Here is a 17,749-nt window from a genome sequence, read left to right as displayed (position 1 = left end):
TCAAAATGAAACTTCGGTTTCATCGTCAGGCTGTACTTTTCTTTTATACATTACTTTTTACGTTTAATGTAAGTGCAGCCAATTTCACTTTATACCATTGGCCAGTAGTGGACGATGACTTTGTTATTGTTAATGTAAAGCTAAACGGTCGCTCTGTAATTTCTGACTTAGAGGGTTATTACACTCAATCAGGAAGGTTTTTACTTCCCATATCGCCCTTAAATGATGCGCTCGGTATTGCTTTTAAAGTAGAGAACCAACAAATAACTGGAGTTATTAAAAAAAGCGAGCTGACTTTTTCTATTGCTATAGATTCAACCTCATTTGACTCAGATGAAGAGCCTGTCTGGACAGAAGATGATTTTGACCATTATATTGACCTGCAAGTGATTAATTCAGTATTAAATATTGATGCAGATTTTGATTACGCTTTGATGCAATTAAGTTTAAACACCAATCTGCTTCAAACAAAACAGAAAAAAGACTCTCAATTACCATTGGTACGCTCTCGACTTTTAACCCCTGAGTTTGACATTGAGATAACCGATCAGTTTCAAAATATTACATACCCTGTAACTGATTATTCTCTCACTTCTAGCTATTTATCAAGGCTTGAAAAAAGCAAAAACCTACTCACTCTCAATAGTTATTTCGACGCATTCGAACATCAAGCTCAATTTAGGTTTAACCAAAATGAAACTGGCACTAACCAATTCATTAAACTCACAAAGTCATATGAGGACTCAAACCAAGAAGGACTAATCACTCAACTACATTACGAACTAGGTGATATTCAGTCTCAACGAGATCCACTCATCATGAACTTTAGCCAAGGTCGTGGTGTATACCTATCAAATATAAACCCGAACACCTCACAAAGCTTCTCAACAATAACAATAGAAGAAGCTACGCTGCCAGGCTGGCTTGCTGAACTCTACCGTAATGGGCAATTTGTCGCGTCTTCGGAGTCTACCGATGAAAATATTGTGCGTTTTGAAGATGTGGAAACATTTTATGGCAACAACATCTTTGAAATTCGACTCTATGGTCCCCAAGGTGAGCAGCTCACTAAAACCAGAAAGATCTCTGTGGGTAATACTGCACTTGCTAAAGGTCAAATGAGTTACCAGCTAGAATTATTAGATAGCACGCGTAATTTACTAAATGGACAATCTAACAATGCTGCTAGTTTTGGTAAGTCTATATCTGGCAGTGTGTCTTATGGTTTATCAGATACCCTCACCTATGATATGGGTTTGAACTATTTAACTGGAGATGAAAACAGTCGTTATCTTAGTACGGGTTTGCAGAGCAATTCTGAGCTTGGCAGTTTCAAATTTGTGGGTGCAAAACAGGTTGAGTTTGGCTCAGCTTATTTTGCAGGTTACCGTGGTGAAACGTCAAAGTTTACTGAAGAGAATATCAATATTAACTTTGAATACAGCCACCTGAATGAATTCAATAGTGCTGTATTTTTAAAACAAAATTACCCTTTAAAATCCCGTGCCTCACTGAGCCTCAATAGTCGCTTTAGTCAGTTTGATAATTTAAGTTGGAACTTAAGATTTTTAAATGAAAAGCGAGAACAAAAAGAAACGCGTCAATTCACCCAATTTGGTCTCAATGCAAGTTATTTAGGAGGGAACTGGTCCAGTCGTTTTCAATATGACAAGCTTGAAGATGAATTAATCAATCAAAGTTATTGGTCTATGGATCTTGGTAAATGGCATTGGACTAACTCTGTTGACTGGAAACCATTTGAAGACAAAGAGCTGCTCAATTATCGGAGCAGTCTCCGGTGGCCACAAACCAGCCAAATGTTTAACCAAACACAGTTAAGCTATAACCCACGCTCTGCAGCAAAAGTCGTGCTCGGCCATCAATATACTTACCGTAATGATGTATTTAATATTAGCCTTAGCGGGCAATATGATAGTGAAGATGAGTGGCTAGTATCCTTGGGGATCAGCGGCACAATAAGCTTCGACCAATTCAATAATAACATCAATTTTTTGCCCCCTCGTTCATTAAGTTCAGGGCAACTAGCAGTAGAAACTTTTGTTGATCAGAATAAAAATGGGATTTTTGATACACAAGATCAACCCATTGCGGATGCAAGTTTCACTGGTAATTATTTATGGAAAGAGCACCGAACAAACTCCAACGGGCAAGTTTTACTACCTAGCAGTACTGGCGGGCAAATTTTGAGTTTAGATTTGATGAGTCTGTCTAACCCATACTATCAGCCAGTTAATAATCGCATAAAAGCGTCTTCTCACAGAGGTGGCGTAACCAATATCAAAATCCCTATTAATATTGTCAATGAGGTTGAAGGCACGCTTTATTACACGACCAATAACAAGACTAAGCCTGCTTCAGGCGTGTCTGTGCTATTACTCGATGATGAAGGCAACATACAATACGAAACCATCAGTGAATATGATGGGTACTATTTTTTTCCTAAGGTGAAAGCTGGTGAATACAGTATAAAACTAGAGCAAAACCAATTTTCTGTAGATAACTTAATCACAAAAAACCTCCCAGAAAAGATAGTCGCGCCAGAGTATGGAGATACTGTTATTTTGAGAGACATCGTACTTCAAGATAAAACACAGTTGCTTACACAGCCCACTGACACATACAAAGCGCAATATTTTGTTCAACTAGGTGTATTTAAGAAAAGGTTTTCAGCAAATATCGTTGCTCACAGTATTCAAGCGCTTAACTTCCCGCTACAGCTATATCAACACTTAAATCATGAAAACTATTACCTTGTTGCGGGTCCGTACAAAACTAAAAAACAGGCACAATTCGTCATTAATCAGGCCTACTCTCAACCAGTTTTATTTGGTAGTTTTATGATAGATGCCAGAAAATATGATTCTATAAATTGGCAACGGATCGATAGTAATTTTGAATTACCTACTAAACCTCAAACTCAAACAAGACCTAAAACAGCCCATTACTATTGCCAATATGCTCTTTATGCAAAGCGCTCTTCCGTGAATGTGCCACTCATTGAATCAAATAAAAATATCTTTCTCTCTGAAATAAGCAAGCAAGGGAAAAGCTACACGGTTGTATTATCTGGGCCATTTGAATCTATTGGTAAAGCAGAATGTGACACAAAAATAAGTACTGCACTAAATGAAAAAAGCGCCCCCATCATTAAACGCTATAAAGAGCTTAATAAGATTACGGATTTATTTGATTAAAACGCACTGTATTAGTGATTGTATTGATGTTCGAAACCTTGATGCATTCGACTTCACATTGACTAGCAAAAGACTCTAACTGCCAGCCTTTATTCTCTTTTTTCAAGAAGCAAGCCGAATTGATGCTATCAAATTTTAAGGCGTTAACCACTCTACAACTGGAAAACTCTCCCAATACCTGAATTTTACTTTGCACTTCTGGACGCCAACCTTTAATGCTCGCTTTGAAGTTGGCCGAAGCCCCTTTTGCAGGTTGAAAAGATAAGGTAACGGTTATCAGTAATAACAATAAAATAAGCAGTAAACGCATGGTTAATATGTCCTTATATACAGGCTTCACTTCCTAAGTTAAGACATAATTTACTGTATGAGTGTAGAAGGGATATTGAGATTAAACAAAGGGAGGTTTTTTTTCGTCTACCTACTGACACAAAAAAGCGCGAACTCGTCGCGCTTTTTATCTTCAAAGCTTAGCTAAGCCTACTTAACTTATGATTGGCATACGCCCTTGCCTCAGCAAGTCGGTTACTACTTCCCTGACCTAAACGGTAAAGTAGGTAATAACAGTAAGGCACAAAGGCTAAACTAGTCAGCGTTGAAAAGATTAAGCCACCGATAATCGCAATCGCCATGGGTTTATAATCTAATACACCTGAATCTGCTGAACTACTATCGAATAACACAGGTAACATACCAATTACCGTCGTCGCCACAGTCATCAAGATTGGGCGTAAACGTGTTGAACAAGCATCAACAATCGCTTGCTGTAAGTGCTCTGCTGAGCCCTTAAAGCGGTTGATCTGGTCAATCAAGACTATGCCATTGTTTACCACAATACCCATGAGTACCAACATACCTAGCATGCCTGTTTCACCCAAGCCCATACCAAGTAGTGCAAAGGTCCAGTAAACGCCAACAAAACCAAGGCCTATCGAGCTTAGAATTGCAATTGGCAATAGCAATGACTCAAACAACGCCGCCATGATCATAAAGATCAAGAAAAGCGCAATCATCATATTAAAGACCATGTCTTTCATTGACTCATCTTGCTCAGCAAATTTAGGGCCTAAGCCCCATGAATAACCTCGCGGTAATGTGATCGCGTTCATCATCTGGTTCAACGACTTAGCGGCTTCTTTGTGACTAACATCTTGAATATTCATCTCAATAGAAATCTGAGTTTGACGATCTCTGCGTGAAATTGTGCGCGGGGCTGGACGTGTTTCTATTTCTACCAGTTGTTGCAAGGTTAAAATAGCGCCGTTTGATTCCATGACGGGTAAGCTTTTAAGTTCTTCTATAGGAATAGCGCCCTGTTCATAGTAACCCGCGATAATTTCAACTTCACCTTTGTCTAAAGTCCTCAGCGTTTTCAAATTGAGACCACGCATGGCATTACCAATTTTAGTGGCAATTTCTTGCGTCGAAACACCCAGCTGCATAGCTCGTTGTCTGTCTACCACCAGCTGCATTTCATAGACATCGCCCTCAGCACTATTTTTTACATCAGTAAAATGTGGGTGGGCTTCAAGCACAGGTATAAGTTGCTCAGCCAACTCATTTAATTTTGCAGTCGAACGACCGAATAGATAAACACTCACCGCCGTTCGAGATCCAGCTTCTCGTTGCAAAGACGCTTTTGCATACGCTGATTCAGGAAAGTTTTCACGGATATCTTTTTTAATATCCTCAATGGGTCTTGGTAAGTCTTCAACAAAACGAATACTTGACCATGCGCCTCTTTGATAAACGCCAGAGTAAAGTTTTTGAATCCCAAGAGATTGCTTGTTATCGAGTAAATAAGTCTCTATTTCTTGCAAAAACGCGAGTTTTTTATCGAGCTCAGGTTCCCCCTTAAACTCATAAAAAATCTGTAATCGTTTCTGTGACTGGGCGTCACTTGAGCTCTTATCAACAATACTTTTTGCCAGCATGACACTGGTAAACAGAATCAAGAAAAAAGCGCCCACTCGCTTAGGATGGCTAAGACCCCAATTTAATGCTTTGCGGTATTTTTGTTGTGCTTTATCTGAGCCAGATTCGTTTGCGCCTGCATTGTCTGGTAAAACACGATACATACACAATGGGATCAGAGTTTTCGCAACTAATAATGACACCAATAATGGTACACAAATAGACACTGCTACTTGCTGTAACATCACGGTTAAAAAGTTACTGTCACCCATAAGCAAAGGCAAAAAGATTACTACCGTGGTGAGTGTTGCGCTCAAAATGGCGATACTGACTTTATCAACGCCCTCTATGACAGCAGTTTTACCCGAGTCACCTTGTGCTCGTTGTTGCAAGATACTCTCACAAACTACCACCGAGTTGTCGATAAGCAAGCCGATGGCGATGATCAAGCCAATCAAGGTCAGCATATTTAAGCTGAATCCCATGAAGTAAATAATCGCCAACGAAATACTTAATGAAACAGGCACTGCAAGCACCACAACGCCGGTCAGTTTGAGGTTACGTAAGAAGAACCACAGTACAAAGAATGATAATACCGCCCCGATTGCGCCAGCCTGTAACAATGAAGAAATTGATACTTCAACACTGTTACCATCATCTCTGTCATATTGAATATCAATATGTTGCAGTTGTGGCTTTTGCATCACTTCATCAAGAGTTTCACGAATGCGCTTTGCCACATCAACCACATTTGAATCCGACTCTCTGAAAATATCTAAGCCTACCGCAGGTTGACCGTCAACACGACGCTGCCATTGACGCTCACTCAAAGCATAGTGCACGTTGGCAATGTCAGAGAGTTTCACTCGCTCATTGATGCGTTGCGCACGAATATCTTCGATATCACGATATTGGCCCTGCGGTGTCACCGCATAGCGATAATCTTCTGTATGTACTTCACCCACAGACTTTAAAAAGTTGGCTTCTTGAAGCACTCGCGTCACTTGTTGAATATCAACGCGATGCATGGCGAGTTTGTCAGGATCAAGTTTCACCCAAATTCTTGGCTGACGTAAATAAAGCTCTACGCGCCCCACGCCTTGAATCCGCTCCAATGGCATTTTTAGGTTGTTTTCTAAAAACTCATAGTCACGATTTAAAGATTTTTCACTCAATAATGTTAATTCAACAACCGGCATATCTTGGGTTGAAAATTTCATTACGTCTACGCGTTGTAAGTCTTCAGGTAAAAGGTGTCGAACCAAATCAACCTTCTCACGTGCTTCTAAAATTGCCACATTTAAGTCGGTAGAAAACTTCATCTGTAGGGTAAGTGACGTCCACCCTGAAGAAGTACGAGAAGTGACTGAGTTCACGCCACCCATGGTTGCCAAAGCTTCTTCAAGCGGTTTTGTTATAAGACGCTCAATCTCTTCAGGCGTCGAACCTGGGTATGATGCTCTTACAAACACGGCAGGTGCATTGACCGCAGGCCAGCTATCAAGGGGAATAAGCTTACTGCTCATAAGACCAGCTACTATCATTGATAGCATCAACATAAAGCAAGTCACTGGCCGCTTTAGGGCCAGTGCAGTCAGGTTTTTGATTGATTTAGCCTGCTTCATAGTCCGCCTTACCTAAGTTCTCATTTACTTGCACTTGGTCACGGTTAAACACACTATACAAAACAGGAATAACAATCAGAGTTAAGAAAGTCGCAATTAATAGACCGCTCATTACCGTAATCGCCAATGGCGCACGTAATTCAGCGCCTTCCCCTGTTGCCATCGCCATAGGCAATAAACCCAAAATTGTGGTCATGGTCGTCATGATGATTGGACGTAAACGTGAGTTGGCTGCTTCTAAAATAGCATCTAACATCGCGCAACCTTGCGCACGTAACTGGTTAATACGGTCAATTAATACAATGGCGTTGTTTACTACAATACCGCTTAGCATGATCAAGCCAATAAAGGTGATCACACTTAAACTGGTACCCGTGATAAATAAACCAAAGATTGACCCGAGTACCGCCAGTGGCACGCTGAATAAAATGATGAACGGATTTAACAATGACTCAAACTGTGAAGCCATCACCAAGTAAACCAAGAATACCGCCAGCAATAGCGCCATCATTAATGACGAATAGGCTTCTTCCATTTGCTGATTCTGACCAATCACTTGGCTATAAATACGATCAGGTAACCCTAAAGATGCCACTTCACTGCGAACGACCTGCGCAGCTGTTGCTAAATCACCTTCTTTCACAGAGGCTGTAATGATGGCAACGCGCGCCTGATCTAAACGATTGATTTCGTTCGGGCCAATAGACTCAGTGACTTTTGCAACCGCTGACAAAGGCACGCTCTGGCCATTCTCACCATGAATGATTAAGTCGCGGATCGCCGCCACTGAGTTACGTGAATCACGATCAACCTGAACCAAAATATCAACCTGACGATCATCTAGGTTATATTTGCTAGCGACATTACCGCCTATTTTGGTTGCCAGAATATCGGTGATGCCGGCAGCAGTTAAACCTAAGCTACTTAAACGTTGATGATCAAACTCAATTTTCAGCTCAGGTTGTCCTGCTCTGAGCGATGTTGTGACATCGGCAAAACGGTTTTGCTGTTGTAGTTGTGACACCAATCTATCGGCGTACAGTTTTAACTCATCAAGCTGATAACCACTCATCACCACAACTAAAGGACGCTCTTGTTCAAACATACGACTTTGCGTGAACTCCGCATTGACCTGCGCCATGCCAGATAGTTGCGCACGTAACGCATCTTGCACCGCACTTAGTTGTGCTGGTGTTTCAGTTTTAACAACCAGTTGCCCCCAGTGAGAGCCGCCGCGTGTCGCACTGCTCATCATCAGACTACCTGTGCCCGACATACTATAAGTGTGCACCACACCTGGCATATCAACGACTGAGCGAGCCAGCAAATTAAGCTGCTGGTCGGTTTGTTCGATCGGCGTGCCCTGGCGCAGCGTTATTTCTAGAGTCAGCTCTGTTTGCGCCACTTCAGGCATCAGCTCCATGCCCAATTTAGGCAATAAACTTGCAACACCCACAGCAAAAATTAAAGAAATTGAAATGACCAATGCGCGCTGTTTCATCGCGCCTTTAAGTAGCTTGTCATACCCTTTGGCAAAAATTTTATAGACACCATTGAATGCAACATAAGCTGGATAAGTAATTTTGCTGGTGCACCAGCCAATAATTTTCGACAGCATCATAATGAGGCGCAATATCCAACGCCCAATAAAGCATGGGATCACAACTGCTACAAACTTGAATGGCAGTAATAACAGGCTAAGCCATTTCTTTGCACCTGTTTTCACGGGCTTTTCAGATTCAATGTTGTCAAGGTTTGCATCACCCGAGGCAATTGAAAACTGGCGTGACGCCAACATAGGAATAAAGCTCAGTGCCACAATTAATGAAGCAAGTAGAGCAAAGGTGACCGTTAGCGCTTGGTCGCTAAAAATCTCACCAGCAAAACCTGTGACAAATGCCAAAGGCGCAAATACTGCTAATGTTGTTAGCGTAGACGCTGTTACTGCACCCGATACTTCATTGGTACCTTCGATTGCAGCTTGTTCAACATCTTGACCTTGCTCTTTTTTACGATAGATATTTTCAAGCACTACGATAGCGTTATCGACCAATAAGCCAACCGCCAGTGCAATACCGCCTAAAGACATAATGTTTAGGCTGATGTTATTGGCAAACATCAAGTTAAAGGTTGCAATGATGGAGGTTGGAATAGCCAGTGCAATGATGATTGTCGGCTTAAACTTACCTAAGAAAAGATACAAAACCACAATCGCAAGTAGACCACCAATAATGGCAGTTTGCTTCACTTCATCAATGGCTTTTTCAATAAACTCAGCCTGATTTGAGAGAATTTTTAGCTCAGCATTTTCTGGTAATTCGTCCTGTAGCTGTTTGATCTTAGCCTGTACACGTTTGGCCACAGCCACCGTATTGGCATCGCCCTCTTTGTACAAAGCCATCTCGATTGCTTCGTTTCCATTAACTCGAGTAATATCTTGGCGCTCTTTTACACCGTCAACCACAGTGGCAATGTCACGTAAATAAACCGTTTGTCCGGCATCTTGTTTAATAATGACATCGCCAATTTCTTCGATATAAGTAAACTGGTTAAGGGTGCGAACTAAAAACTCTTGCTGACCGTCATAAACTCGACCGGCTGACACATTAATGTTTTCGTTTTTAATTCGGTTTGTGATCATCTCAGCGGTCACATCACGAAGATTGGCTTGTTGTTGGTCAATAAGCACTTGTATTTCTTGCTCTAAACCACCACTGAGCTGGACTGCTGCAACCCCATCAATAGGTTCAAGGGCGCGCTTTAACTCTTCTTCTGCGTAGGTACGCAGTGATCTTAGTTGTGTGTAAGATTGCGCATCACCTGAGATGCTTAGTCTTAAAATTGGATCTAAAGATGGGTTAAACCTTAAAATGACGGGTTTTCTCAGTTCAACGGGTAACATCACCATATCGAGTTTTTCGCGAAGCTCCATGATGGCCAGATCCATATCTGTGCCCCATTGAAACTCGATGACTAAGTCTGATTGACCCGGTTTAGAAATAGAATGCAGTTTGCGAATGCCTTTAACAACACCCACAGCTTCTTCAATTGGTTTTGAAATCAATTGTTCAATTTCAGCGGGGGCCGCACCGGGGTTTTCTGTTCTTACTGTTAAAGTTGGGTAACTTAGATCAGGTAGTAACGACACCACAAGGCGTGAGAACCCCACCATACCGAACAACATCACCGCCAAAACCAACATGGTTATGGTCACTGGGCGCTTTACAGCAAGCCTAGCAATATTCATACTCTGTCCTTACTTCTGGCGCGATTAAAGCTGTTGAGATTTGTCTTCAGTATTGGTCACGATGGCACTTTGGTCGTGATTTAACACTTTCAGTAAAGCATCGTCTTTCAGGCCATGTTGACCTACAGTGATAACGCCATCTTCACTCGAAATAGGCGTGATAACTTCTACCCAGCCGTCTTGGGTATAACCCGTTTCGACTTCAAGCTTTTTAGCTCTGTCATTTTGTGCAACAAACAGGGTTGCTTTACCATCTTTTTTGATTACTGCGTTTTCAGGCACCAAGGTAACACCTTGTTTGCTATCAAGTAATAAGGCAACACGGGCAAACATCCCCGGCTTTAAAATATTATCTTGATTATCAATCGTCAGTGTGACCTTAAAGGTACCTAACTTGCTATCGACCAAAGGTGCTATACGCAATACAGTTGCTTCTAGTTGTAGATTCGGCTCTGCAGGAAAGTGAAGCTTTGCAACTTGGCCAAGCTTAACTTTACTAAGCTCTGACTCAGGCAGATATACCACACCAATGAGTGAGTCCAGTGACACAACATGGAACATTTCATTGCCTAAATTACTTAGCATGTTATGTGCTTTGACTGAACGTTTTGCGATAACGCCGTCAATCGGCGAAACAACTTTACTGTCGCGAAGTTTAATTCTGGCAACTTCAAGTTGATTTTCTGTGGTTTGCACTCTAAAACGCAGTTTATCAAGGTCTTTTTCAGAGATCAGTTGTTTGCCGTCAACTGGCTGGCTACGACGGTACTCTGACTTTGCTGATTCGTAATCAATCTTGGCTCGCTCAAAATCTAATTCATAATTGCGCGGGTCAATTTGTGCAAGTAACTCTCCAGCACTCACACGCTGACCTTCTTGAGCATGCACAGATTCAAGCATGCCCGTTACCTTATTAACCACTTTACTTTCTTGCTCTGCTTCTAAAATGGCAGTGGTTTGATAAAACTTGGCAACATCACCTACTTTTGAAAAGGTGACTTCGACAGGAATTGCAAACTCTTCTTTTTCTTGTTTTTTCGCTGTTTGCTCTGTTTTGCTATCAGCTTTTTCAGTGCTTTCTTCGCCTGAGCAGGCCACTAAGCCTAATACTGATAACGCCAAAAGTGATTTTTGAAATGAATTTAGCAACGACATATTCCCTTCTTATTTTACTAGCCATATGTTATTTGCTCACATCATAAGCGAAAAGGTAAAGAAAAAATAACGCTCATTTTGTTTATTTGTAAGAGTTTGTAAATTGGAAACAATTGGTAACATTTGATCTAAACCAGCTGAGAACTCATATAGACTAAATAACTGGAAAATAAACAAAATAAATCACAATTCCTACAAATTAGACTAGGCTCAATATAACGAAATAGCCCATTTTCTAGAATAACGCACAAACCTAACAGGTGGACATATGTACGATGATTTAACTTTAGAACACTTTATGGACGGGCTCATTAAAAGGAATCCGCATGAGCCTGAATTTCATCAAGCTGTCAAAGAAGTCGCAGAGTCTGTTATTCCTTTCATAAATAAAAATAAGCAGTATCAACATGCTCATATTTTAGAAAGAATGACTGAGCCGGATAAAGTCGTGTTCTTTCGTGTTACTTGGGAAGATGACGAGGGCAATATTCGCATCAATCGTGGGTATAGGGTGCAATTTAATAATGCCATCGGGCCTTACAAAGGTGGACTTCGCTTCGATCCATCTGTCAGTTTAAGTGTGCTGAAATTTCTAGGCTTTGAACAAACCTTTAAAAATAGCTTAACGACCTTACCCATAGGCGCAGGCAAAGGCGGCGCTGATTTTAATCCTAAAGGCAAGTCTGACAGAGAAATCATGCGCTTTTGCCAGTCATTTATGACACAGCTTTATCAACATATTGGCCCTAATATGGATGTACCCGCCGGAGATATCGGCGTGGGATCAAAAGAAATCAGCTATTTATTCGGTCAGTACAAACGCATTACCCATAGAGTAGAAAGTGTGCTTACGGGCAAAGCCATTGAGTATGGTGGCAGCCTTATTCGCACTGAAGCAACAGGTTATGGTAATGCGTTTTTTATGCAAGCTATGCTCACTCACCACCAGCACGACATTAATGGCAAGACTTGCTTAGTATCAGGCTCAGGTAATGTTGCGCTTCATTGTGCAGAGAAGCTAATACATCTTGATGCCAAAGTGCTCACGCTTTCAGATTCAAGTGGCACACTATTTATCCCTGATGGCCTCACGCAAGTACAACTTGATAAAATTAAAGAAATCAAGATTCAGCAACGCAAACGGCTAGATGTATTGACCAATGAGTTTAATTGCGAATTTTTCGAAAATAAAAAGCCTTGGCATATCAATGCACAACTCGCTTTGCCTTGTGCTACTCAAAACGAGCTTACAGAAGAAGACGCAAAACAATTGGCTGAAAATAGCTGTATTGCGGTATCAGAAGGCGCCAATATGCCTTGTACGCCAGAAGCCGTCAAAGTGTTTCATGATAATAAAATCCTTTATGCGCCAGGTAAGGCGGCAAACGCTGGTGGTGTGGCTGTATCAGCTTTAGAAATGTCGCAAAACAGCATTCGTATGTCTTGGTCGCACGAGGAACTTGAAGAGAAACTGCACAACATCATGAAACAAATACACGATAAATGCGTGCAATATGGTGAACATGAAGAACACGTTGATTATGTAAAAGGTGCAAATATCGCGGGCTTTATTAAAGTGGCTGATGCCATGCTGGCTTATGGAGTTGTTTGATACTTATACAAAAAAGCCCAGCGACCGCTGGGCTTAATATCTTTTATTTAATGCTAACTGCTAAAAATTATTCAGATACTGGGAAGCCACGGTCACGCATTAACGCGCCTACTTCTGCATCACGACCACGGAACTTGTTATAAGCTTCAGCTGGATCCATTGCATTACGCACTGAGAATAAGTACTGAACTAAACGATCGCCTAAGTCTTTGTCGTAGAAACCACCCGGTGCATTTGCAAATGCTTCTGCTGCATCAGAAGTTAATACCTCAGCCCATAGGTAACCATAGTAACCTGCTGAATAGCCTTCTCCAGAGAAGATATGACCAAAATGCGTTGTACGGTGACGCATTACAATTTCAGATGGCATGCCTAATTTCGCAAGTTCTGTTTTTTCAAATTCAACCGGATCGCCAATTAATTCAGGATCAGTCATATGAAATTTCATATCCATGATCGCAGACGCTAGGTATTCAGTTGTTGAGAAACCTTGGTTAAACGTTGAAGACTTTTGGATCTTTTCGATTAACTCTTTTGGCATTGGCTTGCCCGTTTTGTAATGAACAAGGTACTTATTGATCACTTCGTCAGTTGATAACCAACGCTCTAGTAACTGAGATTGGAACTCAGTGTAATCACGCACACCGCCGTTCGAGCTCGGGTATTTCACATTTGAAGAAAGCGCGTGTAACGCATGACCAAACTCATGGAAATAGGTATTCGCATCATCCCAAGAAACCAATGTCGCTTCACCATTTGGCGCCTTAACAAAGTTTGAGTTATTGGTGCTAAGTACGTTTGTTTTCCCTTGGAATGTCGTGTGTGAACGGAACGATGTTGCCCATGCACCAGAGCGCTTACCTTTACGTGCAAACGGGTCAAGGTAGAATAAACCAACGTGCTCGCCATTCGACTTGCGTTTCACTTCCCATACTTTCACGTCTTCATGGAAGACCGGCACTGAACCCTCTGGTACTGGTGTAAATGTGAAATCAAATAACTCACCCGCCACATAGAACATGGCTTCAGTTAGCTTGTCTGCTTGAAGGTATTCTTTCACTTCATTTGAGTCTAAGTCGTATTTCGCTTTGCGCACTTTCTCTGCGTAGAAACGGTAATCCCAAGGCGCGATAGTGATATTCACACCTTCTTTATCTGCTACCGCTTGCATGTCTGCCACTTCTTCTTTTACGCGTGCAATCGCAGCAGGCCATACTTTATTCATCAGTTCGATGGCATTTTCAGGCGCTTTTGCCATGCGATCTTCTAAACGCCACTGTGCATAGTTTTCGTAGCCTAGAAGCTGAATACGTTCATGACGTAGCTTTAAGATTTGGCTGATCACGTCACGGTTATTGTTTTCGCCCGCATTATTCCCACGGTTATAATAGTTATTCCAAACCTGCTCACGTAGTTCACGTTCTTCAGAATACTTTAAGAATGGGTCCATTGATGAACGCGTATTCGTTACGGCATATTTGCCTTCTTGACCACGCGCTTTTGCTGCTGCTTCTGCAGCTGAGATGTATGACTTAGGTAAACCAGCTAGCTGATCTTTTGTAAGATAAACAACATAGTTTTCTTCATCAGCCAATACGTTGTTGCCAAATTTAGAATGTAAGCCTGACAGCTCTAAGTTAATTTCAGCATAACGCTTGGCTTTGTCGCCCGAAAGTGTTGCACCGTTACGCGCAAAACCGTTGTAACGCATCCAAGTAATACGCTGCTCTTCAGCGGTTAAGTTTTTAAACTCATCACTATTGTAAACCGCTTGAATACGTTCAAATAAGGTTTTATTTTGCGTGATTTTAGAGCTCATCGCAGAAAACTTAGGCACTAGTTTACCTTGTAACTCACGAAATGCAGGGCTTGAGTTATTGTTTGCCCAAATGCCATAGTATGGGAATAAACGATCAAGTGCTTCACCTGACGCTTCAAGTGCCACTATGGTGTTTTGAAAAGTTGGCTTCTCAGGGTTATTTGCAATGGCATCAATTTCTGCAAGGTTTTCAGCAATTGCAATATCCAACGCAGGCTCTAAATCCGCAATTGTGACTTTGTCGAACTGCGGAACACCATCATAAGATCCTGCGTACTTTTGCAATAAAATATTGTCGTATTGCTTTTCAACTTTTTGTACTACAGGTACAACTTGTTGTGATGTACTTTGTGTACTGGTACACGCACTTAGCGCAACAACAACCGCTGCACTTAATAGAGAGATTTTTAGTTTCATTTTAGATGTTCTCAGTTTGTTAACCCCCCTATGTTACGAGGCAAACCAATCAGTGCAATAATAAATGCGATGAGAATAGTATCTAAATGTAAATATGCTGCATTATTTGACCTACAGCATATTTTTCATATTTGCAGTCAGTATCTGACTAATTGCCTTACCCAGCTATAGTTTTGCTCTGATTTTGGCTTGTAAGTCTTGGCTTCTCCGCTGCTGCCTGGAATTAGGCTTTGCATTTTCAATTGCCTGCAAAATGCTGCGGTTTGCCGCAATCGGCTTATCTTGGGCGAGATACAATTGAGCCAATTCATAAAATGGTGCTGAACGGTTTGGGTAATAACCTTGCCATTTTTTTATCAGGTAATGCGCCTCTACATAGTGCTGCTCCCTGATCAAATAGGCAGTTAGCCCCCATAACTCGTTAAACTCAGGACGAATAGAGTAGCCTAATCTTTTTGATAAACGTGCATAATGGGCATCAAACTTTTCTGGCGCACCTACCATAGTATTGCTAGACAACCACCAATCTCGGAATGTATACCTAAGCGCATGGTATAACCCAAGGTGTGCAATCGTCATATGATCTTCACCTGAAATAAATCGAGCATTTACATCAAGAGAGCTAGGTGCTTTTGTTTTTAGTAATGTTAAGAATTTTTGAAAAGCAGCATACTGATTTACGAACGGGGTCTCTTTTTCACTGTAGGCCACAAGAATTCTATTATTTGCCATCCCCTCTAGGCTCTGCTCAATCTCATCTAAAAGCTTGCCATCAGCCCAAGCTAAGGTTGGTGACAATGCAAAGTACGCATCAAATTTCTCGGGGTGGCGTGCAAAAGTAAACATAGTAAACAACCCACCGAGAGAGTGACCACTCAATATCTCAAAAGGCGCAGTTCGGTAGGTTTGATTTATCAGGGGCTTCACCTCAGTTTCGATAAAAGCCAACAGCTTTTCAGCACCTTCTGTTTTACTAAATACAGTGCCATCTTGATGATACGGGCTTAGCTCATCGTGACGGTCAAAGGTCTGAATACCCACAACAATTAACTCTGATATTCCACCAGCGAGGTAATGGATCATTGGCGCAGCATGAGGTACCTGCATATTTGCGTCAGTTAAATAAATAACAGGATAAATTTTGTCTTTATCTTGCTCATAACTCGCTGGCAAAGACACGAGAATTTCTCTTGTTTCGCCATAGACTTTTGATTTTATTTTAGTAATGTTAGGCGTCTGCGCAGCCGTTATAGGGGTAATAAAGAATGCTAAAAACAGCCAACCTACTCGCGCGCAATCGAATTTATTTAAGAAAGTAACCATAAGAAAAGCCTTATAAAAAACAGAGGACTCACTCTACAAAAGAGTAGATTCAAACGCGATAGAGTCGCAACAATGTTTCTCTTAGGAATAACTTAGGCTTTTTATAACTATCATTATCAATACGTTAAATGACTTCCATGGACAAATTTTATCTAAATAATATCTTCATTGATGTAAAGAGAAATCAAGTTTGTCATGGAGAAACCTGTGAATTAGTTGAACCGAAAGCAATGGCGTTGCTTTGTGTATTTGCACAGCACCCAAAAAAAGTGCTCAGCCAAGAGTTTTTATTCGAGCAGGTTTGGCCAAATCGCATATTTGCCCCCAGCTCTCTGCAACGTTTGATCGCACTATTAAGAAAGGCTTTAAAAGACGACAGCAAAGCCGCGAAAATTATTCAGACACATGCAAAGCGTGGCTATAGTCTCGAGCTTTCACCAGAAATAAAGAAAGTAGAAACGGATAAAGAAGCACACAACAAGCCCACATCACATAAAACTTTGGTCTTTTTTAGTGCAGCATGCTTACTGTGTATACTCTTGGCATTTGAGTTTATTGTGCCGCCACAAAAACAGGCACAGTTATCTATAGCAAAATCAAAAGCGCTTACCCACTCTACTCACCAAGAATCTAGAGGTAAACTATCACTTGATGCTGAAAAACTAATTTTCATGCAACAAAAACATGAAGGTTTTGAATTAGTTTTAAAAATGCTTTCTAACACAAACAAGTATGTTTTACTAATGCAGCATGAGCCCTTTACATTTGCTTGGTTAGATAATGATAAAATTATTGTCAGCTTTAAAGAGCCTAAAACTGGTTCGATAAAGCTAAATATATATGAAGTTGAAAATAGCCTCATTACCATTAAGCACAGCATCAGTTTGCCAGATGATGTAACCCAAGTTGATCATCTATCTACATCTACTAAAGGGCATATCTATTTTGTTGCGACTCAACAAATAGCTGATAGAACGATACCTTCTCTCACAGAGGTCACTATTGAGAAACAGGAGATTACCTTTTTAGCCCCATTCACATTAAGTACACGAGTACACTCACTAGCATTGGCGCCTGATTCAGTATTTATATAACTTACTCAAAACCAAACCACCCAAAAAGTAATGCGTTTTGATAGGCAAACTTATGATTTTACTTCGATAAAAGAGGGTTTATCATCTATTTACCACCTCGCTTGGTATTCACCTAAAGCACAGCTTTTACTTTTTGATACGCTAAAACCCGAAGTAAGAAAGGTCGATGGTAAATTTCTAAATAACGAGAAAATTAGCAATGTTAAGCTTGATCCAGTTCAGTTTTTCGATACCTCGCCACTTACTCAAGTCTCGCTGCAAAATAGCAAATTAGTCGCAACGATTTTTAGCGAAAATATAGACATTCTTTCTAATTTAGAAGGGGCAT

Annotated in this window: 9 protein-coding genes; 3 read left to right on the top strand and 6 right to left on the bottom strand. The window is 41.0% G+C overall.

What is annotated here, in order from left to right; genetic code table 11:
* Positions 1–5 precede the first annotated feature (5 nt).
* On the top strand, positions 6–3,215 hold the full coding sequence (locus tag ACGHEH_RS11185) for a hypothetical protein (RefSeq protein WP_390445262.1): 3,210 nt from the start codon (positions 6–8) through the stop codon (positions 3,213–3,215).
* Here the strand turns inward: ACGHEH_RS11185 and ACGHEH_RS11180 are convergent.
* The 4 genes from ACGHEH_RS11180 to ACGHEH_RS11165 form a co-directional block, all read right to left on the bottom strand.
* Entirely contained in the window at positions 3,196–3,525 is a 330-nt protein-coding gene (locus tag ACGHEH_RS11180; RefSeq protein WP_349285779.1) for a hypothetical protein, read from the bottom strand. The two genes, ACGHEH_RS11185 and ACGHEH_RS11180, sit on opposite strands and share 20 nt — an antisense overlap.
* A gap of 160 nt (positions 3,526–3,685) precedes the next feature.
* Positions 3,686–6,754, bottom strand: a complete 3,069-nt coding sequence (locus tag ACGHEH_RS11175) for an efflux RND transporter permease subunit (RefSeq protein WP_390445260.1) — start codon at positions 6,752–6,754, stop codon at positions 3,686–3,688.
* Positions 6,741–10,001, bottom strand: coding sequence for an efflux RND transporter permease subunit (locus ACGHEH_RS11170; protein WP_390445258.1), 3,261 nt, complete (start codon positions 9,999–10,001; stop codon positions 6,741–6,743). Before ACGHEH_RS11170 ends, ACGHEH_RS11175 begins: the two co-directional genes overlap by 14 nt.
* Before the next feature lie 24 nt (positions 10,002–10,025).
* Complete coding sequence (locus tag ACGHEH_RS11165; protein WP_390445256.1) at positions 10,026–11,156, bottom strand: efflux RND transporter periplasmic adaptor subunit; 1,131 nt, start codon at positions 11,154–11,156, stop codon at positions 10,026–10,028.
* Between the two features lie 268 nt (positions 11,157–11,424).
* Here ACGHEH_RS11165 and gdhA point away from each other — a divergent pair, with 268 nt between their 5' ends.
* A complete protein-coding gene (gdhA, locus tag ACGHEH_RS11160; protein ID WP_349285775.1) occupies positions 11,425–12,768 on the top strand; it encodes an NADP-specific glutamate dehydrogenase in 1,344 nt (447 codons plus the stop codon).
* 67 nt (positions 12,769–12,835) lie between these two features.
* Here gdhA and ACGHEH_RS11155 read toward each other — a convergent pair whose 3' ends face one another.
* Both ACGHEH_RS11155 and ACGHEH_RS11150 read right to left on the bottom strand, forming a co-directional pair.
* The gene (locus ACGHEH_RS11155; protein WP_390445253.1) at positions 12,836–15,004 is read right to left on the bottom strand and encodes a M3 family metallopeptidase; all 2,169 of its coding nucleotides are present in this window, start codon (positions 15,002–15,004) and stop codon (positions 12,836–12,838) included.
* A 165-nt stretch (positions 15,005–15,169) separates the two neighbouring features.
* Complete coding sequence (locus tag ACGHEH_RS11150) at positions 15,170–16,327, bottom strand: alpha/beta hydrolase (RefSeq protein WP_390445250.1); 1,158 nt, start codon at positions 16,325–16,327, stop codon at positions 15,170–15,172.
* A 137-nt stretch (positions 16,328–16,464) separates the two neighbouring features.
* Between ACGHEH_RS11150 and ACGHEH_RS11145 the strand changes: the two genes are divergently transcribed.
* Entirely contained in the window at positions 16,465–17,421 is a 957-nt protein-coding gene (locus ACGHEH_RS11145) for a transcriptional regulator (protein WP_390445248.1), read from the top strand.
* The last annotated feature ends 328 nt before the right edge of the window (positions 17,422–17,749 follow it).

Source organism: Pseudoalteromonas sp. MTN2-4, from assembly GCF_042848605.1.
Lineage (GTDB): Bacteria > Pseudomonadota > Gammaproteobacteria > Enterobacterales > Alteromonadaceae > Pseudoalteromonas.
The sequence above is the reverse complement of the archived record's forward strand: the minus strand, read 5'-3'. Positions and strand labels throughout refer to the sequence as shown.

What these genes read in the sequence shown, in the direction of transcription:
- ACGHEH_RS11185 (WP_390445262.1), top strand. Translation starts at nt 6, where the DNA reads ATGAAACTTCGGTTTCATCGTCAGGCTGTACTTTTCTTTTATACATTA.
- ACGHEH_RS11180 (WP_349285779.1), bottom strand. Translation starts at nt 3,525, where the DNA reads ATGCGTTTACTGCTTATTTTATTGTTATTACTGATAACCGTTACCTTA.
- ACGHEH_RS11175 (WP_390445260.1), bottom strand. Translation starts at nt 6,754, where the DNA reads ATGAAGCAGGCTAAATCAATCAAAAACCTGACTGCACTGGCCCTAAAG.
- ACGHEH_RS11170 (WP_390445258.1), bottom strand. Translation starts at nt 10,001, where the DNA reads ATGAATATTGCTAGGCTTGCTGTAAAGCGCCCAGTGACCATAACCATG.
- ACGHEH_RS11165 (WP_390445256.1), bottom strand. Translation starts at nt 11,156, where the DNA reads ATGTCGTTGCTAAATTCATTTCAAAAATCACTTTTGGCGTTATCAGTA.
- gdhA (WP_349285775.1), top strand. Translation starts at nt 11,425, where the DNA reads ATGTACGATGATTTAACTTTAGAACACTTTATGGACGGGCTCATTAAA.
- ACGHEH_RS11155 (WP_390445253.1), bottom strand. Translation starts at nt 15,004, where the DNA reads ATGAAACTAAAAATCTCTCTATTAAGTGCAGCGGTTGTTGTTGCGCTA.
- ACGHEH_RS11150 (WP_390445250.1), bottom strand. Translation starts at nt 16,327, where the DNA reads ATGGTTACTTTCTTAAATAAATTCGATTGCGCGCGAGTAGGTTGGCTG.
- ACGHEH_RS11145 (WP_390445248.1), top strand. Translation starts at nt 16,465, where the DNA reads ATGGACAAATTTTATCTAAATAATATCTTCATTGATGTAAAGAGAAAT.